The organism is Acidobacteriota bacterium (assembly GCA_035471785.1).
Classification (GTDB): domain Bacteria; phylum Acidobacteriota; class UBA6911; order RPQK01; family DATIPO01; genus JANQFM01.
Genome location: DATIPQ010000138.1, coordinates 88,177 through 105,504, shown reverse-complemented (window position 1 = coordinate 105,504; position 17,328 = coordinate 88,177). Strand labels below are relative to the sequence as shown.

Genomic DNA, 17,328 nt, shown 5'->3' with positions numbered 1-17,328 from the left:
TTCAGCGTAGGAGGGCAGGCTCAATTAACTGCTCTCGCCGTCGTCGGCAGCGCCACCTGAGTCGGTCGCGCCCGGGTCTTGGGGAGCGTCCGGCTCGGCCGGGGCGTCGGGCTCCTGAGCGCCGGCCAGCAACTGTTCGAAAATGGCTTGGTTGATCTCTCCCAACTGGCGGATCTTGACCAGCTCATCGAGCGAGCTGAACTGGGCCACCTGGGACACGAACTCGGTATTGGCCACCGGTTCCAGCGGATCCTGGTTGGCTATCTGAGCCACCAGCAAGCGCAGGAACTCGAAGCGGCCCAACTGCTGGTTGCCAAAGCTGGCAGTGGGGTCCGAGTTGCCTAGAATGGGGTTGAATCCTACTTCCATGATGTCTCTTCCTTCATTCCTGCCTAGGCCACCAGGCTGATGAGTCCCTGATGGCTGCGTGGACGGTTGTTGCTCTCTTGCTGGGAAGAATCGGAGTTCCTTCGGGAGTCGGCTGAATGCTGCTGCTGAGCTTTGCCGCCCTCTCCAGGACGCTGCTGTCCCTGCTGGGCGTCTGCCTGGGAGCGTCCGGCGTCGCCGGAATTCATGTTCTGCACCTCCACCGACTGAATGCGCACGCCGCCTTCGGAGAGGCGGTCGGCCAGCGCCGGCAGACGATGCTCGAGCAGGGCCCTGACCTCGGGATCCTCCACCAGGAAACGGGTCGTCAGGGTGTTGTCGGCGCCCAGCCGGGTGTCGATCTGAATGCGTCCCAAGAATTCGGGCTTGAGGCGGATCTCGAAGTTCTGCCCGCCCTCGCTTTGAAAGAGCCGTGCGCTGCGCACGATTTGATTGAAGACCTGGTCCTGATCGGCGCCGCGGATGTTCTGGTAGGGAGCTTCCGCGGCTGCGGCGGGGCGCGTTTGGGCAGCCGTCGATGCGCGCGGCTCGGCGCCGGCGGCGGTCAAGGCATCCGAAAAACTGCCTTCGGCGCCGGAGCGTGCGGCGATTGACGGCGAAGAGGCTTGGGCGTTTGTCTGAGCCTGCGGCTGGCCGGCCCGCGCGCTCTGGTTGGAAGCGCGGGACGGGTCTCGGTAGGGCTGCTCCTGGGAGCCGTCCCGGTCTCCCTGGGACTGCTGACGGCTGTCCAAGGCCGGAGCCGATTGACTTTGCGAGGCGCCGCTAGAAGAAGCCGATGAGGAGCCGCCTGGCCAACTTCCCTGCCCGGCGCCCTCCTCCTTGGAGGAACGCAGAACCTGATCGGCGGCGACCGACGCGCCTACCAGGCGGCGCACATCGACGCCTCGAAGGTCTTCGGGCAGACCCTCCGTCGCCCTCGACTGGCGGCCACTGCGAGCCACAGCCTCGTCGATGACTTGATCGAGGTCGAGGGTGGACGGGGGAGCGGCCAGGCGGGTGCGCAGGGCTTTGGCGGCGGCTGCGTCGATGTGGGGTTCGATTTCAACGATGGGACGCGAAGGGGCCGTCCGCGGAGCGGCCTTCTCGACTTCGCTCTGGACATCCTGCCCGCTCTGGCCGATAAACAGGGTTTGGCGGGTCTCCGATCCTTGGGGAACCCTGGTCCCAGGGGTCACCACTGGAGGCTCGCCCTCGACGACGACCCCGGTATAAAAAAGATCTTCGGCGTCGATGTCTTGTTGCCGTGAGGCGGAATCGGCGGAGCCCTTGAGAAACTGGACTTCCTCCTGGGCGGAATCCTCTTGCACATGGATCTGTTCTGCCGCCAGACCCTCTTCCTGCCCCTCGACCAGGCGCGCTATCAGTTCCTGGATGAAGTCGGCGCTCACCTGGCCGTCCCCCAGAGGAACCGACCCCTGGGCCTCTCCGGCGAATAAAGATTCGGGCGATATGAATTGAATCGGCTGCATGATTCTCCTTTTCCGGCGCACCTCTCTTTCGCACTCACCGTGCCAAATCGCGAGGCAAGATTTTAAATGGCTGTGAATAAAGGTTTTTGTTGATTTCTGGAGAGCAGGACAGGGAGTCTTTAGGCAGATCTTGCCCAGCAGACTCGGAAAGAATCACACCGCCAGACTAGGAATATCGAGGTGCTGCGTAGCTCTGAGGCAATGCTTGCACCACGGCCATGGCTCGGTCAAGTCAAAATAGCCAAATTGATTGCAGCAGTGAGCCACGATAAACTGGCTTGCCTGAGATGCGATACCGATTCCGTCAGCTCTGTGAAGCGACGCGCCGGGTACTGCTTCTACTCGTATGCGGGCTCGTCTTAGCTTGCCACGAGAAGCCAGTTAAAACGCCCGTTCCACAGTCGAATCATCAAAACCAAGAGCTGATCGAGGCAGGTGACCGCCATTTTCGAATGCACCATCTCTACGGCTGGCACCAAGCCGAGAGGCTCTTTCGTCAAGCCTCAGACATCCACCCCACAAGGACTCTCCGGCAAAAGATTCAAGTTAGCAGGCTCTTGCAGTTGATCCGGCTTCAGCAGGAGTTGGATACCGTCGTGAGCCGGCAAGCAGCGGCAGAGGCTTGCCGCGAGTACACGAGCGAGCCAGCCGAGCGACTTTGCAGCCTGTTAGGTCATCCCCCTTCGGCCACTGAGCCAGCGGAACGAGCCGACTGGTCCTCTCCGTCTCTAGAGTCGTTGGTGCTATTGCTGGAAGGGGAGAGTCGGGGAGAAACTGAGGTCCCTGCCGGCCAGTCGGGACTTCCGGCTCCGGTACTCACTTATCTCCGCCTTCGCAGGGGCGAAGCGGCGCCCCAGGAGATTCTGGACACGGATCCGCTATTCGCAGAGGCACAGGCTCGCCTGGGCGAACAGCGCTTAGACAACCACGAGCCAGTCGCGGGTCTGCTTGCTTTGCAGGAGGCTCTGTCCCTCGTCGAAGGTTATACGCGGGTACTGGCCAGGCTTGGGAGCTACGAGCTTTATTCCGCGGGTGCTTATGCAAAAGCCGCCGAGCACTTTGGCAGGGTTCTCGACAAGCACCCCAGGCACCTGGAGTCCTTGCTGGGGTTAGGAGTCTCGCTTCATTATCAAGCGCATTATCCCAGGTCAAACCAAGTCCTGAATCGTTTGATTAAGGCCGTAGATCAGGCCGGGGACGAGACCCAGGCGAGACAGAAGCATTTTCGCGGCGAGGCATTCTACTATTTGGCTTTCAACGCCTATCAAGCTCGCCAAGAGAAGGCCGCCTGGTCGTACGTCCAGCAAGCCGAGGAGCAGTTGGGCGGGACTGTTAAGGCCCTATACCTGGGCGGTTTGGTCGCTTATCACACTTCACGGCCCGATGAAGCCCGGCGAAGGTTCAACGCCATCTCTCGCCGGAATCCCCCCTGTCCCACATATTATTTTCTAGGCAAGCTGGAAAAAGAGCGTGATGACATCGAGCGATTCTTGTCGATGTTCGCCCTGACTCCTTTCTGCTTCGGCGTGGAGATCGACCGCCTTGAAAGGAGCGTGGACTCGGCTAGCGCCCTTCCTCGGGAAGACCCCCGACGATCCCTGCGGCTTTCCCGGGCTAAGAGTGAACTATCCGAGTACTGCGAACAGGCCCGAGGCTACGCCTCAAGGATGTTGGACACCCTCAGCATCTGTTCGAAATGTGACGATCAACGTCGACAAGCTATTGAGTCAACCATAACGACTCTAATGAGCTCCGAGGGAAGAAAAGATGAGTAAGCTGCGATGGCAGACCACCTCGTATCTTCGCTCAAAGCTCCGCGGGGGCTCTTGATTCTGGTCATGGGCATCCGTCGCCCCGCGCCTCAAGTCAATCATCAATGACAGATCAGTTGACCGACGAAAGCCATCAATGATACGGTTCTCGGGAGGAGCCGATGTAATATTAGTTCCAAGAATTACTATTTTATCCTATTGATCTCGATCCTACTGATTGGATTCACCTGGTACCAATATTTCAAGTGGGAGCACCTTCAGAGGGACAGGGCCTCGTTGCTCGAGGAGAGGCACATCCCGACACCGATTCAAGGACTTCATCTAGATCTTGCAGGTGAAACTCTCCTGGTAGAGCCCGATCTGGATGCTAGCGGTCAGCCAACTCAGGCAGAATCCCGCTTGGGATTGCTGCTCGTATCCAGCGATCAATGTCCCGCCAGCCGACAGAATCTGCGCCGGTGGAATCTCCTCTTTCGGCGCCTGCCGGAAGGAAGGACGCTTGACATTTGGATCCTGACGTTGGACGGGCTAGAGATACCCGGGCAAGTGGCCGCGACTCTTCGTGGAATGGGCCGGTCGCCCAAGATATTGCGTCCTCGAAACCCTACGGTGTTCCCATTGAAGACGGGTATTGCGGCAACGCCAACCACGATACTGCTCACAGAAAACCACTCTATCGAGATGATCTCGCTGGGCCTTCTCGACGAGAGTCGAATCGAAGTTCTGACTCAGCGTCTTCGCCTCGAACCACCTAACCAGCCAAACGAAAGGACAAGTTTGTGAGGATTAAGTTTACGAATGTCTTAACCCTGCTCATATTGAGCTTCGCCCTGTTGACCCTTCTAGTCGCAGCTCCGGTTTCCGCTCAATTTGCCGGCCAAGACCATTGCTGCGGCGATGCTCAAGGATGTACCGACCCAGGCACTGAAGACTGTCTGGTCGGCGACGATTGCGGACCCGACATTTGGTGCTGCGCCAATATGTGCGGAACCTAAATGCAGCTAGTTTCATTATTTCTTAGAGAATTGAGAAACTCAGGGAGAAGCTTGGCGAAATCGCCGAGCTTCTCCCTGAGCAGTGTACTGGTATTGGCGTTGGCCATCGCAGCCTTCACCAGTGTCCTGAGCTTGTTCTACACCATCTTTCTGAAGCCGCTGCCGTACGAACGGAACGATCATACTGTCGTCTTTCGTGCGGAAGACAGACTGGAGTCAATCGCACCGGTCCACTACCGGACGCTGTCGTCCCAAATCACGACATTTGAATCCCTTGCCATCTTTGCGCAGCAAACACGCGAAGTCCAAGGACTCAATCGGCCTCTCCGTGTTCCGGCGGCCTTCGTTTCATCCAGTTTGTTTCAAGTTCTACGGCCGCGTCTGACCCGAGGACGGGTTTTCGACGCTCGGGAAGACACGCCCGGTGGACCCAAGCTGGCAATTGTCAGCGAATCGCTGTGGCGCAACCGCATGGCCGCCGCTGCGGATCTTGAAGAGCAGAATCTGACCATCGGCGACGAAAAGTACGCCGTCATCGGGGTTATGGGCGAGGACTTCTCTTTTCCTTCAGACGACATCGACCTATGGTTACCGGCGAGCGTGGCCCTGCCGCGGACCTATGACAGCCCTTTTGCCCGAATCATGAATCTGACGGGCAGTCTTGAATCTGGGATTTCACTGGAAGCCGCCGAGGCTGAAGTGAGAGCCGTCCTGGAAGCAGTTGCCGCCCAAGCCCCGAGAACTCGGCGAGGGCCTCCAGTCACTTTGAGCTACCTGCGCGAGCACCTCTCGGGGGACGCTTCATATCAGTATCGGGTCTTGATGATGGCCGCTCTTTTTGTCTTGGCGGTGGGCGTGATCAGCATGGTCAACCTGCTCTGGATTAGAGGACGCAAACTGCAGAATGACACGGCTATCCGCTTGGCACTCGGCGGCGGCGGGCTGCGCTCAAGCTTTACCCTGCTGGCCGAGTCGCTTCTCCTTTCGGCGGCTGCCGCCTCGGTCGGGCTGATCTTAGCCTATTGGTGTCTGAGACTTTTGCAATCTCTGGGCAGAGACCAAGTCGCCCGCCTGTCTGAGGTGGGGCTCCATCCGCCGGTTGTGTTGGCGGTGGGCCTGGTTTCTCTCGCAGGAGTTGTCATAGCTACGCTCTCGAATCGCATGCGCCTATCTGACAAGAGGATGATCCGAGTACTGCAAGGCGGGGCCGTCCGAGACGGTAAACAACCTGCCCTCTTGTTTCAGAACTTTCTCATCGTAGTTGAATTTGCTTTGACCCTGGTGCTGGTCAGCGGCACCGTTCTTCTCGTACGCAATCTCGTTGAGGTCGGCAATCTTGAGCTTGGCTTCGATGGGAATCAGGTTTTGGCCCAACAGATCGTACTGCCGCGCTCTACCTATTCTGAGAAGGAGTCGAGCAGGGTCTTTTTTGAGCGAGCGGTCGATGGGCTTGAGGGTCTAGCCGTAGTCGAGTCTGCCGGTGCCGTCACTTCCCTCCCCTTAAGCGGTGTAGGTCGTTTCGGCAAGTACGTCAGCCGCGAGATCAGCAACCGGAACCATGACCCGGTCACGGCTGACCGCTTCGTGGTTGTTTCCGGCTATTTCGAAGCGCTTGGAATTCCGCTCCTGCGAGGACGTCTTTTCGGTCACGAGAAGGATGGCCCTGAAAACCAGTCCGCTGTAGTGATCGACTCCAAATTGGCAGATTTCCTCTGGCCCGGAACGGATCCGATCGGCAAGGAGCTTGGCAGAATGATGGGAGGAGACCTGATCTGGGGACGTGTCATCGGTGTGGTCGGGAGCGTTCGCAAGTACGCCATCGACGAAGAACCGATGTCGCTCAGGCGTCGCGGTCAAGTGTATGAACCTCTGGGCGGTCAGATGGATAACGGCACTCGAGCTCTGTATCTGGTCGCGCGTACATCGGAGGAGCCGGCGGCTTTCGAAACCGCCGTCCGGCGAGTCGTCGGCCAGATCGATCAAGCCGCCCCCTTCGCCTCTACGGTGGTCGTTGACGACTTGGTGCGTGACTCGCTCGCCGAGTCGAATTTCTATGCTTTTGTCATGTCCCTATTGGCTCTCGCGAGTGTGGCGATTGGTTTCCTCGGTCTCTATGGAGTGACGGCCTCCATTGCGGCCGCACGACGCCCGGAATTGGGAATCCGGCTGGCTTTGGGTGCCCACCCGCTTCAACTCCTTCGCCGGATTCTATTCGACGGCGCGGCAAGCATGCTGGCAGGTCTCATTGCCGGCGTCCTGTGTGCCCAAGCCTTTCGCGAAGTCCTGGCAAGCCTCTTTTTCGATGTGGGTCAACTGGCTTGGAGCGATCTGTTGACGGGGGTGTCTGCACTTCTCATCGCAGGCTTGCTGGCCTGCTTCATTCCAGCGCTGCGGGTTGCAGTCCAGCCCCCGGCGAAAGCCTTTCAGATCCTCAATCGCTCGACTGCCTAGGTGCATGAGAATGAAGATTCCTCGCCTCTCTTTGCCTTTCTATCTTCTTTGGTTCATCACTCTGTTGCTTCTATCGGTCGTGGCCGGACGTCTTTACGTCAACAATCGCGCTCTTGAGAACCTCATCACATCTGAAATCGAAGCGGCGCGACAGGATTGTGAGTTTGCCCCTTTTGACCTCTCCTCAGTCCGCCAGGATTCGCTGAAGCAACTGGGTTCGGTAGGTCAACTTCAGGAAGAGGAAGCCCTCCGGTTGCTCACGCTCAGAAGCGACCCCGTCTCCGCTCTTGATCGTCCGCAGGGGGCCTTGTCCAGTGTTCTCAGACGAGAAAACCGCGACAGGCCAGTGGATGTTTGGGTGATCACCAATCAAGAAGGTGCCTCCTTGGCTGAGATCCCCGATCACCTCTTGGCGGCCTCCCGGACCAGGGTGCAGCTCTTTTACCTGGAAGATCCGGTGACGTTCGAACTTCAGACCGGCATCCGCACGATACCGGCAACACTGTTGCTGGGGCAGGAGAAGCAACCCCTTTTTGTGGCGTTCGGCACACTCGATGAAGCCGCCGCGGAAGTCCTCGTCAACCGAGTCGGGCAATACTCCGGGGGCGAACCTCATCTTTCGTTCCCTTATGTCAGAAGCGGAATTTCGTCTGAACTGCAACCGCTATCCGCACGAGGCGAGGCTTTTGACTCGCTGCACTAGAGCCAGCGTTTGCGGCGGAAGTAGAGGAGCATGACCAGGGCGATGAGGAGCATCAGCAGGAGGACGGCGGGGTAGGCCCACCAGACTTGCAGTTCGGGCATGTAGTTGAAGTTCATGCCGTAGACCCCGGCCACGAAGGTGGTGGGAATGAAGATGGTGGCGATGATGGTGAGGACCTTCATCACCTCGTTCATCTTCTGGCTGAGGCTGGAGAGGTGCAGGTCGATGAGCCCGGAGGTGGTCTCGCGCAGGCTCTCGGTCTGCTCCATGACCATCACGGCGTGATCGCGCAGGTCGGTCAGAAAGACATGATTAGCCTCGTCGATGAGTATATGCTCTTCCTTTTTGAGGCTTTCGACCACCTCGCGCATGGGCCATACCGCCCGCCGCAATTCGGCGGCCTCCATTTTAAGTTCAAAGATTTCTTCCCGTTCGGGGAGAGGCTCGCGCATGAGGCGGTTAGCCAATTCCTCGGAACGCTCGCCCAGGGTTTCGGCGACTACGAAGTACTGATCGACAACGGCGTCGAGTAAGGCGTAGGCCAAATAGTCGGGTCCGCGCGAACGGATGCGTCCGCGCCCGCCCCGCAGGCGTTCGCGCACCCCATTAAAGAAGTCGCCCACCCGTTCTTGAAAGGTGAGCACGAAACCCCTTCCCACGATCAGGCTGAGTTGCTCGATCTGCAGCTTGCCGTCCTGGTAGTTGAGCATCTTGGCCACCACGTAGAGGTGGTCGTCGTACTCTTCGATGGTGGGGCGCTGATCGGTATCGAGGATGCTCTCCTGCACCAGCGAGTGAAGTCCCAGGTGTTCTCCCAGGCGCCCGATGACTTCAACATCGTGCAAGCCGTCAATATTGATCCAGGAGACGGTAGTACGGTCGCGATAGGGAAAGCACTCCTCGACCGACCTGAGCTCCTTTTCCTCGAGGTTTTCAAGGTCGAAGTCGATGACGCGGAAGCGGACTCTCTCCAACTTGCGTTCGCCGATATGAACCAGGGTCCCCGGCGCAGCGCCCACCGGGCGCTTGGCGCGGCTCCTCTTGAGACGGATCACCATCCTCCTTAGGATACCCCGCTCCTCCGACACCGCCGCCGGGCCCGGCCCGAGGCTGGCCGCCACGACGAAGCGTGCTTGCATGGTTCCCGTGGGCTTGCAGTATTATGGGCGGGATGAGTTCGCCGGACCCCCCTCAGGCATCCGAGTTCCCTCCCCTTAACTGGGAGGACGCCGACTCCCATTCGCCTCCCATCGCCTATGAACTGGAGCGCGAGAAGAAGACGGCCAGCGACCGCTCGCTGCCGCTGGAACGGCGCATCGAGGCCTTCGAGGACATCATCGATTCGGAAGTAGGCGACACGTCCCAATCGCGGGCCCGCAACCTGGAACGGCAGGTCGACCTGCGCCAGATCTATCTCAAGTTCGAGGGCGGCAATCCCAGCGGGACGCAGAAAGACCGCATCGCCTTCGCCCAGGCCATGGACGCGCTGAGACGCGGATTCGATACCGTCACCATCGCCACCTGCGGCAACTACGGCGTAGCCACCGCCCTGGCCTGTTCGCTGTGCGGGCTCGACTGCGTCGTCTACATTCCCGAGGGCTACCACACCAAGCGCATTAAAGAGATGCAGCAGTACCCGGTGCAGATCGAACGCGTCCCGGGCGACTATGAGGCCGCCGTCGAACAGTCGCGTGAGCGGGCCGAGAAGGACGAGATTTACGACGCCAATCCGGGCGGAAGCAACGTTGCCATTCAGCTCAAGGCTTATGGCGAGATCGCCAACGAGATCTATGACGATCTGCGCGACGCTCCCTCGGCGGTGGCGGTTCCGGTCTCTAACGGAACCACCCTGTTGGGCATCTACAGGGGATTCCTCAGCCTCTACCGGCGCGGACGCACCTCGCGCATGCCCCACATCGTGGCCGGCTCGTCTCACAACAAGAATCCCGTCGTCAGCTCCTTTCTGCGGGGCGACGAGCGCTGCCGCGACCTGGCCCCCGAGCGCATCCGCGAGACCGAAGTCAACGAGCCCCTGATCAACTGGCATTCCATCGACGGGCAAGGGGCGCTGGACGCCATCCGGGCCACCTCGGGATGGGCCGAGCACGGCAGCGACCGCGCCATGAAGTCCTACTCGCGGCTGTTGCGCGAGCAGGAAGGGCTGATGGTGCTGCCGGCATCTACGGCGGGACTCATCGCCCTGCTCAAGGGCCACGCCAAGAATCCTCTGCCCGCCGACCGCTACGTCGTCATCCTCACAGGAAGGAAATCATGAGCCAAGACAGTCGAATCCCTCCTGCGCGCCTGCCCGAAGGCAAAGCCATCGTCTACTGCCAGGGAGCCTTCAACACCCCCAACGGGAAGACGGCTCACGGCCTGGTGCGCCGCACCCGCCGCTATGAGGTGCTCTCGGTTGTCGACTCGCTCTACGGCGGACGCGATGCCCGCGAGGTGCTGGACGGGGTTCCCCGAAGCATCCCCATCTACGCCTCGCTGAAAGAGGCCATCGAGTCCGCTTCGGGACAGGCCACCCATCTGGTGGTGGGGCTGGCTCCCGACGGCGGACGCCTCAGTCCCAAAGCCCGTCAGGACGTCCTCAAGGCGCTGCAGGCAGGACTCAATGTGGACTGCGGACTGCACGACTTCCTCAGCGAAGACCCCGAGCTGATCAAGGTCTCCGCCGCCTCGGGAGCCGTCATCCGCGACATCCGCAAGCCTCCCCACCGCAAGGACCTGCACTTCTTCACCGGCAAGATCGAGGAGGTCGATTCCTTCACCGTGGCCTTGCTGGGGACCGATTCGGCGGTGGGCAAGCGCACCACCGCCTGGCTGCTGGTGGACGGCCTGCAAGAGCTTGGACACAGCGCCGAACTGATCGGCACCGGCCAGACGGCTTGGATGCAAGGAGCCCGCTACAGCATCGTCCTCGACTCGCTGGTCAACGACTTCGTGGCCGGCGAGATCGAGCACGCCGTCTGGAGCGCTTGCAAGGAAGAGCATCCCGACGTGATCGTGCTGGAGGGACAGGGCAGCCTCATGAATCCGGCCTATCCCGGCGGCTACGAGCTGCTGGCGGCGGGGCGTCCCGACGTGGTGGTGGTGCAGCACGCGCCGACGCGCAAGGAGTACGACGGTTTTCCGGGATATCCGCTGCATTCCCTTTCCCAGCAGGTGGAGGTCATCGAGATGATCTCGGGCCGTCCTGTGGTGGCCATCACCGTCAACCATGAAGGCATGAGGCCCGAAGAGGTTCCCGGGGCCTGCGAAGACATCCGCCACGACACCGGCCTGCCCGCCTTCGACGTCTTGCTGGACGGCCCCCAGGGACTGGCCCAGGAGATCGCCAAGTACCTGAAGAATCGCAGCGACGGGCCTCACACCGCCGAGAGCAATTAAGCCTTCACCGCGGTCACTGGAACCTGACTTGTGCGTGAACTTGTTGGCCTCCTTGTGGCCCTAACCTGTCCACCGGCCGTCGTGCCAAGACTCCGGCTGATCTACCCCGGCGCCCATGGCTCTGATATTCTCCGGCTGACGCGTAGCACTCGAAGGAACAGGGGCAACCCGTATGGAATCACGGCAAACCGACTCTGCACTGGATTCACTGCTGGTTTTGGAGCGTCTCGAGGTGGGGCCGGTACGGTTGGAACGCCGGCGCCTGCGGGCCGCTTACGTCGTTACGCCCCTGCGGGGAGAGACTTCCAGCTTCGATTTCGAATACGCATTCGAAGAGGACGTCTTCGACCCCAAGTCGCCCGCCGACCACAACCTGGCGGCCCTGATGGCGGCTCAGGTGGCCCTCAACTACGGGCTCTTCTGCCGGCAAATCCTCTTTCAAGGCCCCTTGGACGAAGCCGACCGCCTCTTCCTGAAGGAAATGGCGGCCAACACGGCCCGCGAAATCTACGTCAAGAAGATTCTCCAGCCCAACCCCTTTCTCACGGGGCTGGAGCTTCCCTTTAGGCCCCGGCGGTTGGACAGCTATCTGCAAGCCGAGATGATCTTTTCAGACCCCTTGCCCGAAGAGGACGCCTGGGACCGATCTCCCTGGACGGGCGAACGCCGCAGCCTCGCCATTCTCAGCAGCGGCGGCAAGGACTCGCTGCTCTCCCACGGACTGCTGGAAGAGGCCGGATACGAGGTCCACCCGGTCTTCGTCAACGAGTCGGGACGTCATTGGTTCACCGCCCTCAACGCCTACCGCCACTTTTCACGCCAGGTCCCCAACACGGCCCGCGTGTGGACCAATTCCGACCGCCTCTTCAACTGGATGCTGCGCCAACTGCCCTTCATCCGTCCCGACTTCAACCGTCTGAGGGCCGACATCTATCCCGTCCGCCTGTGGACCGTGGCCGTCTTCCTGGCTGGCGCCCTCCCCCTGCTGCGCAAGCGCAAGGTGGGGCGGCTGGTCATCGGCAGCGAGTTCGACACCTCCGTCCGCACGCGCCATCAGGGCATCACCCACTACGACGGCCTCTACGACCAGAGCCGCTACTTCGACAACGCCCTCTCGCGCTTTTACCGGCGCAAGGGCTGGACGCTGAACCAGTTTTCGGTGCTGCGTCCCTTGTCTGAACTGCTCATCGAGAAGATCCTGGCCGAACGCTATCCCCACTACCTGCGCCTTCAGCTCTCCTGCCACGCCGCCCATAAAGAGCAGGGTGAGAAGGAGCCGGGCGATGGCGAAAAGGGGCGAGTGCTCCCCTGCGGACGCTGCGAGAAGTGCCGCCGTATCGTCTCCATGCTGACGGCGCTGGGACAGGACCCCGCCGCCCTCGGATACACTCCTCAGCAACAGCAGGAGTGCCTGGCCGCATTCGCCCAAAAGGGCTCACACCAGGAGGCGGCCGCAGCTCTTCAGGTCGCCCACCTGCTGGTGGAGCGGAAGGTCATCGCACAGGACTCTCCCCTGGGACGCAAGGCCAAGCCCCATCCCGAGTCGCTCAAGCTGCGCTTCGACCGCGAGCACTCGCCGCCCGACGGACTGCCCGAGGACGTGCGCCGCAAGCTGTGGCCGCTGATGCTGCACCACGCCGCGGGAAGCGTCCGCCGCAGCGGGCGTTTGTGGATCGACTTCGACCCCCTCGGCGACGAGTCCCTGGCGCGTCCTTACCCCTACGAGAGAAACGGCCAGAGCCGGGAAGGATCGTCGTCCTACATGCTGGGAGAGCTGACTTGGCCCGAGGCCGAGCGCCGCCTGGCCGAAGTCGACCTGGCGCTGCTTCCGGTGGGCGCCGTCGAGCAGCACGGCCACCACTTGCCTCTCGACACCGACGCTTTCGACGCCGACTATCTGGCCCGGCGCGTGGCCGAGGCCTGCACCCATCCCAAGCCGCTGGTGCTGCCCCTCATTCCTTACGGGGTCTCCTACCACCACGACGACTTCAAGGGCACCATCTCGGTCAGCAACGAAGCCCTCTCGCGGCTGGTCTACGAGATCGGAATGAGCGTGGCCCGCAACGGCGTTACCAAGCTCATTATCATCAACGGCCACGGAGGCAACCTGGCAACGCTCAAATTCGCCGCCCAGATGATCAACCGCGACGCCCACATCTTCACCTGCGTCGACACGGGCGAGACCTCCGATCACGACATAGGCCAGATCTCCGAAACCCGCGACGACGTGCACGCCGGAGAAATCGAGACCTCGACCAGCCTGGCCGTGCGTCCCGACCTGGTGAAGATGGAAGAGGCGGTAGGCTTCGTCCCCAGCTTCTCCTCCCGCTACCTCGACTTCTCTTCCAAGCGCAGCGTCGAATGGTACGCCCGCACCGCCAAAATCTCCCCCTCCGGCGTCCTGGGCGACCCCTCCAAGGCTTCGGCCGAAAAAGGCCGCCGCATGTGGGACGTCATGGTCAAAAACCTGGTCGAACTGGTCGAAGACCTCAAAGACCTCTCCCTGGAGGAAATCTACGAGCGCCGCTATTGAACCTGGTCCCGCCCTGGACAGATCCTTCCAACCATCGTAGGCTCATGATCATAGCTGTGCGTCGACGACACGACCTTCGAGGGACAGACCATATCGACTTTGACACTCTACATCGACTACCTGCGCGGGTTGGCGCCTGAAAATGGTAAGCTGAAGGGAGCTTTTGCGGCGTTTCGGGGAACCTGTCGATTTGGAGTCACGCATGACGGTCAAGGGCGCAGATCCGGTAGGAAGACAAGTGAGGCTGTTGCTCGGTGGGTTGGTCGCGTTCTTCGTGCCGCTGATTATCTATACGATCTATCTCGACCAGCGTCTTGACGCTTTCGAAGACACCCTCAAGCACAATCCGCCGGAGGCTCTCGAGGCGGGCGGCCAGCCCCGCTACGACCTCTATCACCTGGCAGCCAACCCGGTCGAAGGCCAGGTGGTCTACGTTCCAGCCTACTCGCATGTGTATCACCAGGCCGGCGTTCCGCATCTGCTGACGATCACTCTCAGTGTTCGAAACACGAGTCTGGACACCGAGATCATCGTCAAATCCGTGCGCTATTTCGATACCCGCGGCAACGAGGTCAGATCGTACCTGAACAAGCCGGTCCGTCTCCCCGCTCTCGGCACCACCGAGGTGGTTGTCGAGCGGGACGACGCCTCCGGTGGAAGCGGAGCCAACTTCCTCGTCGAGTGGTATGCGAATTCACCCGTCACCGAACCGATCATCGAAGCGGTCATGATCGACACGAAGTCACGGCAGGGCATCTCATTCGCCCGCCGGGGCTCGGTTATCAGCTACGCCTTGCCTGACGCTGCGACCGATGAAGGGAGCGCCGCCCAACCGGCCAATCCGCCGACGGAAAAGCCACAGTAGCGACAGCGGGGATCCTGTGGACCGGTTACCGAATCGGGAATAGGGACACCCATCCTAAGCCTCGGCCGAAATGCCGCCAAAATGGTTCCACGCCCTGGAATTGCCGGGCGCTCCGCACGGGACCGCATCTCAGTTGCAGCAGCCTATGGCTTTGCTGATTTTAGCAAGTTTTGCAGACAGAAACTGAGGGGAATATACTTTATTCCATGGGGAGTTGGGCATCGGGATCTGGAAGGAGTGGCCTAGCTGTGCGTGCCTTTGCCTTGCTGCCTTATCGGAGTGGTGGGACTGGGAACTCGAACTCAGTCCTCATTTGCTAAAGCGAATGGAGGATCGGCGGTTCAACGCGGTAGACTTGAGGACCATGATTCAGAAAGCGCAATCTCATCGCCGAGACGTTGTCGATGGCCGGTGGGTCGTTGAAACCTGGCATCGCCGCCGTGCCTGGGAAGTGATTGTCGAGCCTGAGGAGAATGGCGAACTGTTGGTCGTCGTAACGGCGTACCCAGTGTGGTGAACTCAGATGAAAGAATCTTATCTTGAAGTTACGTTTCGGCACGGGAAACCCCTGGCCGCTTACCTCTATCTGCCTCGCCGGCCTGGTGCGAAGAGCTATCGCAGCAGGCGCGCCGACCCGGGGCTTGTTATTGACTACAGTCGGGGAGGGGAGCCGATCGGGATCGAAATTACGGCACCCGGGCAAGTCACGGTCGTGTCGCTGAACCGAGTACTTCGGGAACTCGGGATGCCGACTATCCAACGAGCCGATCTGGAACCGTTGCAAGCGGCGTAGGTGTTGCTCTGGCTAACAAGCGCCTGCACCCCACCGGCTCCGATGAGAATGTGTCGGTCTGCTATGCGAACTCCCTCCCGGGTGCCGTGTCGGAGTGTTTTGTCGGGCACCTCGGCGTGTCCAGTCTACCTCAGCAGCCTGTTGAACTTGACTTGGCCCGGGAGGCCCCGCGCTCTTACCTGAAGGGTGCACTGACCAATGCGTTAAGCCCTCATCCATCCTTGTTCTGGTTTGCCGTAGGTGTTCCAACCACTCTCAAGGCCTACAGCCTGTCGGTGTCCTCAGCCGTGGGGTTCGTTGCCCTGTTTTATGTCTGCCTGGTGGGATCAAAGGTGGCCCTTGCATTGGCCGTTGGGCGATCGCGTCATTTCCTAACGGGAGCTGAGTACCTTTGGACAATGAGATGCCTCGGGATCCTTCTGATAGGGTTTGCGCTCATCCTCTTGAGGGACGGACTGTCGTTGACGGGACTTTCTTGATCAGCCCAAGCCCTACCATGGTCTGAAGGTGCCGGGCCGGCTCGGTTTGTGGTAGCGTCGCTAGGCATGGCTGATGGGGAGAAAACTGCGCAGTTGGTGACGCTGGGGTGGAGGGAATGGGTGGAATTGCCGGAACTGGGGATTCCTGCCATTAAAGCCAAGGTGGATACGGGGGCACGCACTTCGGCGCTGCATTCTTATCAGCTCGAGAGCTTTCGCCGAGATGGCGCGCTGTGGGTGCGCTTTTGGATGCATCCGTTGCAGAAGGACACCCAGGTCGTGCGCTGCTGCGAGGCGCCTGTTATTGACCAGCGTCGGGTGACCGACTCGGGAGGGCACGGGGAAAGGCGCCTGGTGATTTCCTCTCCACTGCGGCTGGGCGAGTATCAGTGGGACATCGAGATCACCCTCACCAACCGCGAAACCATGCTCTTCCGCATGCTGCTGGGACGCACCGCCATGCGCGGACGGCTGCAAGTCGACCCCGCCAAATCGTTCCTCTTCGGACGGCGCTCCCAAGTCTACCGATCTGAACTCTCCCCCCAGGACACCTGACCCGGAAAGGACAAGATTTTGAAGATAGCCATTCTGTCGCGTCAATCTGAACTCTACTCCACCCGCCGCCTGGTGGAAGCCTCCAAGAAGCGCGGGCATGAGGTGCGGGTGATCGATCCGCTGCGCTGCTACATGAACATCACCTCCCACAACCCCTCCATCTACTACGGAGAGGACAAGCTGCGGGGATACGAGGCCATCATTCCGCGCATCGGGGCTTCTATCACCTTCTACGGCACCGCCGTGGTACGCCAGTTCGAGATGATGGGTGTCTACAGCGTCAACGAGTCGGTGGCCATCACCCGGGCCCGCGACAAGTTGCGCAGCATGCAGTTGCTGGCCCGCAAGGGCATCGGGCTGCCGGTGACCGGGTTTGCCCACTCCACCAAGTTCACCGACAACCTCATCAAGCTGGTGGGTGGAGCTCCGCTGGTGGTCAAGCTGTTAGAGGGCACCCAGGGCATCGGAGTGGTCCTTACCGAAACCGATCAGGCCGCCAGCAGCGTCATCGAGGCTTTCCGCGGACTCAAGGCCAACATCCTGGTGCAGGAGTTCATCTCCGAGGCCAAAGGGGCCGATCTGCGCTGTTTCGTGATTGGCGACAAGGTGGTGGCGTCCATGAAACGGCAGGGTAAGGAAGGCGAGTTCCGTTCCAACATTCACCGCGGAGGCAGCGCCACGGTCATCAAGATCACGCCCGAAGAACGCTCCACAGCCACCCGCGCCGCCCGCACCATGGGCCTCAACGTGGCCGGCGTCGACCTGCTGCGCTCTAATCATGGGCCCGTGGTGATGGAGGTTAACTCGTCTCCCGGGCTGGAGGGCATTGAAAGCGCTACCAACAAAGATATCGCCGGCAAGATCATCGAGTTTATTGAAAAGAACGCCCGTCCCAACCGGACCCGGACTAAAGGAAAAGGCTAAACGGCA

The 17,328-nt window shown here is 60.5% G+C and carries 12 protein-coding genes; 9 read left to right on the top strand and 3 right to left on the bottom strand.

Going from position 1 to position 17,328, the window contains the following annotated elements; all coding sequences use genetic code 11:
* Positions 1 to 24: 24 nt before the first annotated feature.
* Together VLU25_19700 and VLU25_19695 are read right to left on the bottom strand one after the other, a co-directional pair.
* Positions 25 to 369, bottom strand: a complete 345-nt coding sequence (locus VLU25_19700; protein HSR70163.1) for a flagellar hook capping FlgD N-terminal domain-containing protein — start codon at positions 367 to 369, stop codon at positions 25 to 27.
* A gap of 23 nt (positions 370 to 392) precedes the next feature.
* Positions 393 to 1,856 carry a flagellar hook-length control protein FliK gene (locus VLU25_19695; protein ID HSR70162.1) on the bottom strand — a complete coding sequence of 488 codons (1,464 nt, stop codon included), beginning with the start codon at positions 1,854 to 1,856 and terminating at the stop codon, positions 393 to 395.
* Positions 1,857 to 2,593: 737 nt separating this feature from the next.
* On the opposite strand from VLU25_19695, the gene VLU25_19690 reads away from it, so the two are divergent.
* The 3 genes from VLU25_19690 to VLU25_19680 all read left to right on the top strand — a co-directional run bounded on the left by VLU25_19690 (position 2,594) and on the right by VLU25_19680 (position 7,777).
* Entirely contained in the window at positions 2,594 to 3,631 is a 1,038-nt protein-coding gene (locus VLU25_19690; protein ID HSR70161.1) for a hypothetical protein, read from the top strand.
* Positions 3,632 to 4,674: 1,043 nt separating this feature from the next.
* Positions 4,675 to 7,074 (top strand): ABC transporter permease, encoded by a 2,400-nt coding sequence (locus VLU25_19685; GenBank protein ID HSR70160.1) that lies wholly within the window; start codon positions 4,675 to 4,677, stop codon positions 7,072 to 7,074.
* Between the two features lie 10 nt (positions 7,075 to 7,084).
* A complete protein-coding gene (locus VLU25_19680) occupies positions 7,085 to 7,777 on the top strand; it encodes a hypothetical protein (GenBank protein HSR70159.1) in 693 nt (230 codons plus the stop codon).
* Here VLU25_19680 and corA read toward each other — a convergent pair.
* Positions 7,774 to 8,916 carry a magnesium/cobalt transporter CorA gene (corA, locus tag VLU25_19675; GenBank protein HSR70158.1) on the bottom strand — a complete coding sequence of 381 codons (1,143 nt, stop codon included), beginning with the start codon at positions 8,914 to 8,916 and terminating at the stop codon, positions 7,774 to 7,776. The two genes, VLU25_19680 and corA, sit on opposite strands and share 4 nt — an antisense overlap.
* A 32-nt stretch (positions 8,917 to 8,948) precedes the next feature.
* Here corA and VLU25_19670 point away from each other — a divergent pair, with 32 nt between their 5' ends.
* From VLU25_19670 to rimK, 6 genes are all read left to right on the top strand, one after another.
* Positions 8,949 to 10,052 (top strand): pyridoxal-phosphate dependent enzyme, encoded by a 1,104-nt coding sequence (locus tag VLU25_19670; protein ID HSR70157.1) that lies wholly within the window; start codon positions 8,949 to 8,951, stop codon positions 10,050 to 10,052.
* The gene (locus tag VLU25_19665; GenBank protein ID HSR70156.1) at positions 10,049 to 11,173 is read left to right on the top strand and encodes a DUF1611 domain-containing protein; all 1,125 of its coding nucleotides are present in this window, start codon (positions 10,049 to 10,051) and stop codon (positions 11,171 to 11,173) included. The genes VLU25_19670 and VLU25_19665 overlap by 4 nt, the downstream gene beginning before the upstream one ends.
* A gap of 172 nt (positions 11,174 to 11,345) precedes the next feature.
* A complete protein-coding gene (locus VLU25_19660; GenBank protein ID HSR70155.1) occupies positions 11,346 to 13,706 on the top strand; it encodes a creatininase family protein in 2,361 nt (786 codons plus the stop codon).
* 202 nt (positions 13,707 to 13,908) lie between these two features.
* Positions 13,909 to 14,571: a DUF3124 domain-containing protein gene (locus VLU25_19655; protein ID HSR70154.1), complete on the top strand. Its 663-nt coding sequence runs from the start codon at positions 13,909 to 13,911 to the stop codon at positions 14,569 to 14,571.
* Between the two features lie 1,338 nt (positions 14,572 to 15,909).
* Positions 15,910 to 16,398: an ATP-dependent zinc protease gene (locus VLU25_19650; GenBank protein HSR70153.1), complete on the top strand. Its 489-nt coding sequence runs from the start codon at positions 15,910 to 15,912 to the stop codon at positions 16,396 to 16,398.
* 18 nt (positions 16,399 to 16,416) lie between these two features.
* On the top strand, positions 16,417 to 17,322 hold the full coding sequence (gene rimK, locus VLU25_19645; GenBank protein HSR70152.1) for a 30S ribosomal protein S6--L-glutamate ligase: 906 nt from the start codon (positions 16,417 to 16,419) through the stop codon (positions 17,320 to 17,322).
* The last annotated feature ends 6 nt before the right edge of the window (positions 17,323 to 17,328 follow it).

What these genes read in the sequence shown, in the direction of transcription:
- VLU25_19700 (HSR70163.1), bottom strand. Translation starts at nt 369, where the DNA reads ATGGAAGTAGGATTCAACCCCATTCTAGGCAACTCGGACCCCACTGCC.
- VLU25_19695 (HSR70162.1), bottom strand. Translation starts at nt 1,856, where the DNA reads ATGCAGCCGATTCAATTCATATCGCCCGAATCTTTATTCGCCGGAGAG.
- VLU25_19680 (HSR70159.1), top strand. Translation starts at nt 7,085, where the DNA reads ATGAAGATTCCTCGCCTCTCTTTGCCTTTCTATCTTCTTTGGTTCATC.
- corA (HSR70158.1), bottom strand. Translation starts at nt 8,916, where the DNA reads ATGCAAGCACGCTTCGTCGTGGCGGCCAGCCTCGGGCCGGGCCCGGCG.
- VLU25_19670 (HSR70157.1), top strand. Translation starts at nt 8,949, where the DNA reads ATGAGTTCGCCGGACCCCCCTCAGGCATCCGAGTTCCCTCCCCTTAAC.
- VLU25_19665 (HSR70156.1), top strand. Translation starts at nt 10,049, where the DNA reads ATGAGCCAAGACAGTCGAATCCCTCCTGCGCGCCTGCCCGAAGGCAAA.
- VLU25_19660 (HSR70155.1), top strand. Translation starts at nt 11,346, where the DNA reads ATGGAATCACGGCAAACCGACTCTGCACTGGATTCACTGCTGGTTTTG.
- VLU25_19655 (HSR70154.1), top strand. Translation starts at nt 13,909, where the DNA reads ATGACGGTCAAGGGCGCAGATCCGGTAGGAAGACAAGTGAGGCTGTTG.
- VLU25_19650 (HSR70153.1), top strand. Translation starts at nt 15,910, where the DNA reads ATGGCTGATGGGGAGAAAACTGCGCAGTTGGTGACGCTGGGGTGGAGG.